The sequence below is a fragment of the Streptomyces recifensis genome (assembly GCF_002154615.1).
In the GTDB taxonomy this organism is placed as follows: domain Bacteria; phylum Actinomycetota; class Actinomycetes; order Streptomycetales; family Streptomycetaceae; genus Streptomyces; species Streptomyces griseoluteus.
The window spans coordinates 371-7,663 of record NZ_MUNH01000201.1 but is presented as its reverse complement, the minus strand read 5'-3'; the positions used below and the strand labels follow the sequence as shown (position 1 = coordinate 7,663).

Here is a 7,293-nt window from a genome sequence, read left to right as displayed (position 1 = left end):
GAGGCCGCCGCCGCGCTCGGCATACCCCGGCTGCGGCAGATCCGCCGGATCGTGCTGCCCCAGGCCATGCGCGCCATCCTGCCCACCGCCGGCAACGAGATCATCGGGCTGCTCAAGGGCACCTCGGTGGTCTACGTGATGGCCATCGGCGAGCTGTTCTACCAGGTCCAGGTCATCTACGGCCGCAACGGCCGGGTCATCCCGCTGCTGCTCGTCGCCACCGCCTGGTACGTCCTGCTGACCTCGCTGCTGTCGGTCGCCCAGTACTACGTGGAGCGCCGCTACGCCCGCGGCGCCGACCGCACCCCGCCGCCCACCCCGCTCCAGCGGGCCCGCCGCTTCCTGCGGGACCTGCGCGCGGCCGCCGCCCGGCGCGAGGCACCCGTCACCGCACTTCACCTCGGGGGAGAGAGCCGATGAACGACGTCATGGTGGACGTGCGCAGCGTCCACAAGAGCTTCGGCCCGCTGGAAGTCCTGCGGGGCGTCGACCTGACCGTACGGGCGGGCGAGGTCACCGTGATCCTCGGTCCCTCCGGCTCCGGCAAGTCCACCCTGCTGCGGACCATCAACCATCTGGAGAAGGTCGACAGCGGCTGGATCAGCATCGACGGCGAACTCATCGGCTACCGCCGCGCCGGGCACAAGCTGCACGAGCTGAAGGAACGGGACGTCCTCAGACAGCGCACCCACATCGGCTTCGTGTTCCAGAACTTCAACCTGTTCCCGCACCTCACCGTGCTGGACAACCTCATCGAAGCCCCCGTCTCCGCGCTGCGCCGCCCCAAGAAGGAGGCCGAGGCCACCGCGCGCCGCCTGCTGGACCGGGTCGGCCTCGCCGACAAGGCCGACGCCTACCCGCGCCAGCTCTCCGGCGGCCAGCAGCAGCGCGTCGCCATCGCCCGCGCGCTCGCCCTGGAGCCCAAGGTGCTCCTCTTCGACGAACCCACCTCCGCGCTCGACCCCGAGCTGGTCGGCGAGGTCCTGGACGTCATCAAGGACCTGGCCCGCACCGGCACCACCATGATCGTCGTCACCCACGAGATCGGCTTCGCCCGCGAGGTCGCCGACACCGTGGTCTTCATGGACGACGGCACCGTGGTCGAACAGGGGCCGCCCGCGGCCGTCCTGGACGACCCGCAGCGCGAACGCACCCGCGCCTTCCTCGCCAAGGTCCTCTGACCATCCCGCTCCGCACCACCAGAAGGAGACTTCCGCGTGTCCACCACCGCCCGCCGTATCGTCGCCCCCGCACTCGGCCTCGCCTCCGCCCTCGTCCTGGCCGCCTGCGCCAATCCCACCGACGGCGGCACGGCCGAGGTCGCGGCCGGCAAGGGCACCACCACGAAGATCAACCTCGGCCCGGACCAGCACCGGATCACCACGGACCGGGTCGCCTCCATCGCGGCCGAGGTCCCGGAGAAGATCCGCAAGAGAGGCACCCTGGAGATCGTCGACTCCTCCAACTCGGCCGCGCCACTGGGCTTCCACGCCACCGACAACAAGACCGTCATCGGCGTCGAACCCGACATCGCCTACCTGGTCGCCGGGGTGCTCGGGCTCAAGCCGCACCTCAACACCGTCTCCTGGGAGAACATCTTCGTCGGCCTGGACAGCGCCAAGTACGACGTGGGCTTCAGCAACATCACGGTCACCGAGGAGCGCAAGGAGAAGTACGACTTCGCCACCTACCGCGAGGACAACCTCGGGTTCGCTGCGAAGAAGGGCAGCGGCCTGAAGGTCACCGGCCCCGCCGACCTCGCCGGACGGAACGTCGCCGTCTCCAGCGGCACCAACCAGGAGAAGCTCCTGGTCGAGTGGAGCAAGGAGAACGAGAAGGCGGGCCGCGAGCCGATCCACATCAAGTACTACCAGGACGAGAGCGACACCTACCTCGCGCTCCGTTCCGGGCGCATCGACGTCTACGTCGGCCCCAACCCGACCGCCGCCTACCACGCGGCGACCACCGGCCAGACCGAGGTCGTCGGCACCTACTCCGGCGCCGGCGCCACCCTCCAGGGCCTCATCGCGGCCACCACCAAGAAGGACAGCGGCCTCGCCAAGCCGCTCGCCGACGCCCTCAACCACGTCATCGAGAACGGCACCTACGCGAAGGTGCTGAAGCGCTGGGGGCTGTCCGACGAGGCCGTGACCAAGTCCGAGATCAACCCGCCCGGCCTGCCCAAGGCCGGGAAGTAGGCGAGGACAGCATGACCCGCGAACTCCATCTCTCCGTCGCCCTCGGCAGCGCCGCGCCCCGCTCCGCCGCCCACTGGACCGGCCTGGTCCAGCTCGCCGAACTCGGCGCCCTGGACTTCGTCACCCTCGACGACTCCCTGGACCCCGCCGACGGGGACGGCCGCCTCGACGCCGTCGCCGTACTGGCCCACGCCGCCGCCCGCACCAGCCGCATCGGCCTGGTCCCCACGGTCACCACCACCCACACCGAGCCCTTCCACACCTCCAGCGCCCTCGCCACCCTGGACTTCGTCAGCGGGGGCCGGGCGGGCTGGCTGGTCGACGTCTCCACCACCGAGGAAGCTGCCCGCGCCGTCGGCCGGCGTGATCCCGCGCCCGACGCCGAGCTGTGGGCGGAGGCGGCCGACGCCGCCGAGGTCGCCGCCCGGCTCTGGGACAGCTGGGAGGACGACGCGGAGATACGGGACGCCGGCACCGGCCGCTTCATCGACCGCGACAAGCTGCACTACGCCGACTTCGACGGGCCGCACTTCTCGGTCCGGGGACCGTCCATCGTGCCCCGGCCACCGCAGGGGCGGCCACCTGTCGCGGTCGCACTCGACGCCCAAGGCCGCGACGCCCGCTGGGAGCTGGCCGCCCAGTACGCCGAGATCGTCCTGCTGGACGCCGACAGCCCGGCCACCGCCCGCGAGGCCCGTACCGAACTGCTGAGCCGGGCCGGCCGGGACGACCTGCGCGTGCTGATACGCGTCGGCGTCACCGAAACCCCAGGCGCGCTTCCGGAGTTGCTCGCCGACTGGCACGCCGAGGCCGGCACGGACGGCTTCCACCTCGTCACCACCAGCCCCACGGAGGAACTGCCCGCCGTGATCCACGACGTCGTACCCGCCCTGCGGGCCCGCGGCCTCTTCCGGGCCACCCACACCGGCCGCACCCTGCGCGACCACCTCGGTCTGACCCGCCCCGACAGCCGCTACGCCGTACGGACGGAGGCCGCGCTGTGAGCGCCTCGACCCCCGCCGGACGCAAGCAGGTTCACCTCGCCGCGCACTTCCCCGGTGTCAACAGCACCACCGTGTGGCGCGACCCCGAGTCCCGCAGCCAGATCGACTTCTCCTCCTTCCAGCACCTGGCCCGCACCGCCGAGCGCGGCCGGTTCGACTTCTTCTTCCTCGCCGAAGGACTGCGGCTGCGCGAACGCAAGGGCCGCATCCACGACTTGGACGTGGTGGGCCGCCCCGAGTCGCTCACCGTGCTGAACGCGCTCGCCGCCGTCACCGAACACCTCGGGCTGGCCGCCACCGTCAACGCCACCTTCAACGAGCCGTACGAACTCGCGCGCAGATTCGCCTCGCTCGACCACCTCTCGGGGGGCCGGGCCGCGTGGAACATCGTGACCTCCTCCGACGCGTTCACCGGCGAGAACTTCCGGCGCGGCGGCTACCTCGACCGCGCCGACCGCTACACGCGTGCCGCCGAGTTCGTGGAGGTGGCCCGCGCCCTGTGGGACTCCTGGCCCAGCGGCGGCACCCCGCGCACCGTCCGGCACAGCGGGCCCCAGTTCGACATCACCGCCCGCGCCACGCTGCCCCACTCGCCCCAGGTGCACCCCGTCCTCATCCAGGCCGGGGACTCCGACGAGGGCCGGGAGTTCGCCGCGCGCACCGCCGACGTCGTCTTCAGCCGGCACGGCACCCTGGAGGCGGGCCGTGCCTTCCACGCCGACGTCAAGGGCCGCCTGGCCCGGTACGGGCGCACCCCGGACCAGCTCAAGATCCTGCCCGCCGCGACGGTCGTCCTCGGCGACAGCGAGGCCGACGCGCAGGAGCGCGCCGCCCACATCCGGCGTCAGCAGGTCAGCCCGCAGACGGCCATCGCCACGCTGGAGAACGTCTGGGGCCGCGACCTCACCGGCTACGACCCCGACGGACCGCTCCCGGACGTGGAACCCGTGCCGGACGGCGAACTCGCCCAGGGCTGGGCGCACATGGCCGACCGCTTCGGCATCGCGGCCCGCTGGCGGGCGCTCGCCGAGGAGAAACACCTCTCCATCCGCGAGCTGGCCATCGAACTCACCGCCCGCCAGTCCTTCATCGGCACCCCCGGCTCGGTCGCCGCCGCCATGGACGAACACGTGCAGACCGACGCGGCCGACGGCTTCATCCTCGTACCCCACCTCACCCCCGGCGGGCTCGACGAGTTCGTCGACCGGGTCGTGCCGCTGCTCCAGGAGCGCGGTGTCCTGCGCACCGAGTACGAGGGGCGCACCCTGCGCGACCACCTCGGCCTCGGCCTCCCCGCACCGCGTCAACAGGAGCCCGCATGAGGTTCCAGGTCCTCACCATCGGCGGTCACGCCCCGCACCCCCTGACCGGCGAACAGGTGCCCGCCGCCGACCGGTTGACCGAGATCGTGGAGACCGGGGTCGCCGCCGAGGAGCTGGGCTTCGACGCGTACGCGATCGGGGAGCGGCACGCCGGTCCCTTCCTCTCCTCCAGCCCCACCGTGCTGCTCGGCGCGCTCGCCGCCCGCACCTCGCGCATCCGGCTGCTCACCGGCGTCACGGTGCTCGCCATCCTCGACCCCGTCCGGGTCGCCGAGGACTACGCCACTCTCCACCAGCTCTCCCGCGGCCGCCTCGAACTCGTCATCGGCAAGGGCGCCGAGGCCGGCCACTTCGACCTCTTCGGCCTGGACGAGGGCCTCCAGTGGGACTACCAGGCCGAGAAGTACGAGCTGCTGCGCAGGCTCTGGCGCGAGGAGGACGTCACCTGGCAGGGCAAGTTCCGCCCGCCCCTGAGCGGCGTCACCACCCTGCCGCGCCCCTACGAGGGCCGCCCGCCCCGCGTCTGGCACGGCTCCGCCACCAGCCTCAACTCCCCGGAACTGGCCGCCCGGCACGGCGATCCGCTGTTCAGCGCCAACGCCATCCAGCCCCGCGAGGCGTACACCCGGCTCATCGACCACTACCGGGAGCGCTTCGCCGCCCACGGCCACGACCCGGCCGGCGCCCACGTCGGCGCGGGCTCCGGCGGCCTGTTCATCGCCCGCACCAGTCAGCAGGCCGTCGCCGAGTTCAAGGACTTCTACGAGGCCCGCGTCCGCCAGTCCTACAAGCCGCACCTGGCCGGCAAGCCGGGCTACAACACGCCGTTCCGCACGGTCGAGGAGGCCATCGCGGACGGGCCCCACCTGATCGGCAGCCCGCAGCAGGTCATCGACAAGATCCTCGGTTTCCACGCGGCCTACCGGCACGACCTGCAGTCCGTCACCGTCGACGGCTCCGGCCTCTCCCTGCCCCGGCAGATCGACCAGCTGCGCTGGTTCGCCGAGGAGATCGCACCCGTGGTGCGGACGGAAGCGCCCACCACCCTGTGGCAGCAGGCGTAAGGGGGACGCACCGAGACACCCCCTGGCTCCCGCCCACCGAACTTCGCTCGAAAGGTCCCCCCATGGCAACCGTCCTGTCCATCTCCGGCAGCCCCTCCGCCACCTCCCGCACCGGCCGTCTGCTGCGCCACCTGGACGAACGGCTGAGCCGCCAGGGACACCAGGTGGTCCCGCTGGACGTGCGCGGGCTGCCCGCCGACGCACTGCTCGGCGCCGATGTCAGGCACCCGGCCATCGCGGCCGCCGCCGAACTGGTCGACCGGGCCGACGGCGTCGTGATCGGCACGCCCGTGTACAAGGCCGCGTACTCCGGGCTGCTCAAGTCCTTCCTCGACCTGCTCCCGCAGTACGCGCTCACCGGCAAGACGGTGCTGCCGCTCGCCACCGGTGGCACCACGGCCCATGTCCTCGCCATCGACTACGCCCTGCGGCCGGTGCTCAGCTCCATGGGTGCGGCCCATATAGTCCAGGGCTGGTTCACCCTCGACAAGGACATAGTGGTGCGCGAGGACGGCACCCTGGCCGTCGCCCCCGGCACCGCCGAGGCGCTGGCCCAGATCACCGACCAGTTCTCCGTCGCCCTCGGCGGCCGCACCCTGCTGGCCGCCACCGGGTGACGGGTCGGCGCGGCACGGGTCCGCGCCGATACGGGGGCCGGCGTCCGCTCGGCCCTTGGCCGCCGGCTCGCCGGTCAGCGGGCTGTGCCGGCGGGCGCTGCGCTCGCCCCGGCCGGTGATCCCGACCGTCGCGCCGTGCCCGGCGTACCGCGCCCCCACGGCGTCCAGCGCGGCGACGGACGCGGCGTCCCGCACATGTGCGGCGGCCAGGCCGATCACCACCCGGCCGGGGTCGGTGGCGGGACCGGGCGCGCCCGGTACGGCTCCGGGGTACAAGGGGACGGCCTACCGGGGCGGCCGTCCGGGCCCGGCCGGGCGGATCTGCGGACCCGCTCCCACCGGGGCATCATGAGGGGACCGAGGCAGTCCCCGGACCCCGAAGGCGGTGCCGACATGCCCGCAGCCACCCTCGCCGAGGCCGTCCACCAGGCCGGCTGGAAGGTCATTCCGCTCGACCTCGCCGGCGTCACGGACCAGGCCGGATTCATGGACCGCGCTGCCGAGGCCCTCGACCTGCCCGAGTTCGCCGGCCGCAACTGGCAGGCGTTCCAGGACGCCTGCGGCGACATCGGCTGGGGCCCCGAGGTGCCGGGCCGCCTCCTCGTCGTCGTCGGCTGGCGCGATTACGCGAAGGCCCAGCCCGAGGAGTGGGAGAGCGCCCAGCAGGTCCTCGAATCGGTCGCGGGACGCCAGCAGAAGTACGACTCGACGCTCGCGGTGGTCCTGACGCTGGTCTGAGGCTGCGGTCCTCGCCGGAGCCGGGCGCAGGTCAGGCGGGAGCGTACGGGGTGCTGAGCCCGTACGGATCACCAGGAAATGATTTCTTCTGATCGGGGTGGACCGTTTTCTTTTCCCTCCGACGCGGAAATTCACCGGCTTTATCGATCGGGCGTACGACGCCTCATACCAGAGCGGGACGCAGGCCGGGAGACTTTGTCAACTGCCCGCCGCGCCTACCGCCCAGACAACTACCGTGAATTCCCGTCGGACAACTCAGGGCTCTTTTCCTTTCCCTTTTCTTTCCGACGCCAGGCCCGACGGACCAGTACGAGGACGCAGATGGCTCACCTCCGCGCACCGGTCGCCCG

The 7,293-nt window shown here is 72.2% G+C and carries 8 protein-coding genes; all 8 read left to right on the top strand.

The window, feature by feature from the left end; translation table 11 throughout:
* Positions 1–420, top strand: a 420-nt coding sequence (locus CCN33_RS12195; RefSeq protein WP_140394520.1) for an ABC transporter permease subunit, incomplete at its 5' end; no start/stop codon positions are given.
* Positions 417–1,181: an amino acid ABC transporter ATP-binding protein gene (locus CCN33_RS12190; RefSeq protein ID WP_086693653.1), complete on the top strand. Its 765-nt coding sequence runs from the start codon at positions 417–419 to the stop codon at positions 1,179–1,181. The genes CCN33_RS12195 and CCN33_RS12190, both read left to right, overlap by 4 nt.
* A gap of 36 nt (positions 1,182–1,217) precedes the next feature.
* On the top strand, positions 1,218–2,198 hold the full coding sequence (locus CCN33_RS12185) for an ABC transporter substrate-binding protein (protein WP_086693652.1): 981 nt from the start codon (positions 1,218–1,220) through the stop codon (positions 2,196–2,198).
* Positions 2,199–2,209: 11 nt separating this feature from the next.
* Positions 2,210–3,202, top strand: a complete 993-nt coding sequence (locus CCN33_RS32920) for an LLM class flavin-dependent oxidoreductase (RefSeq protein WP_086693651.1) — start codon at positions 2,210–2,212, stop codon at positions 3,200–3,202.
* Entirely contained in the window at positions 3,199–4,524 is a 1,326-nt protein-coding gene (locus CCN33_RS12175; protein ID WP_244173773.1) for an NtaA/DmoA family FMN-dependent monooxygenase, read from the top strand. Before CCN33_RS32920 ends, CCN33_RS12175 begins: the two co-directional genes overlap by 4 nt.
* Positions 4,521–5,588, top strand: a complete 1,068-nt coding sequence (locus CCN33_RS12170; protein ID WP_086693650.1) for an LLM class flavin-dependent oxidoreductase — start codon at positions 4,521–4,523, stop codon at positions 5,586–5,588. The genes CCN33_RS12175 and CCN33_RS12170 overlap by 4 nt, the downstream gene beginning before the upstream one ends.
* A gap of 62 nt (positions 5,589–5,650) precedes the next feature.
* The gene (ssuE, locus tag CCN33_RS12165; protein WP_086693649.1) at positions 5,651–6,205 is read left to right on the top strand and encodes an NADPH-dependent FMN reductase; all 555 of its coding nucleotides are present in this window, start codon (positions 5,651–5,653) and stop codon (positions 6,203–6,205) included.
* Positions 6,206–6,598: 393 nt separating this feature from the next.
* Positions 6,599–6,943, top strand: a complete 345-nt coding sequence (locus tag CCN33_RS12160) for a barstar family protein (RefSeq protein WP_086693648.1) — start codon at positions 6,599–6,601, stop codon at positions 6,941–6,943.
* Positions 6,944–7,293: the final 350 nt, after the last annotated feature.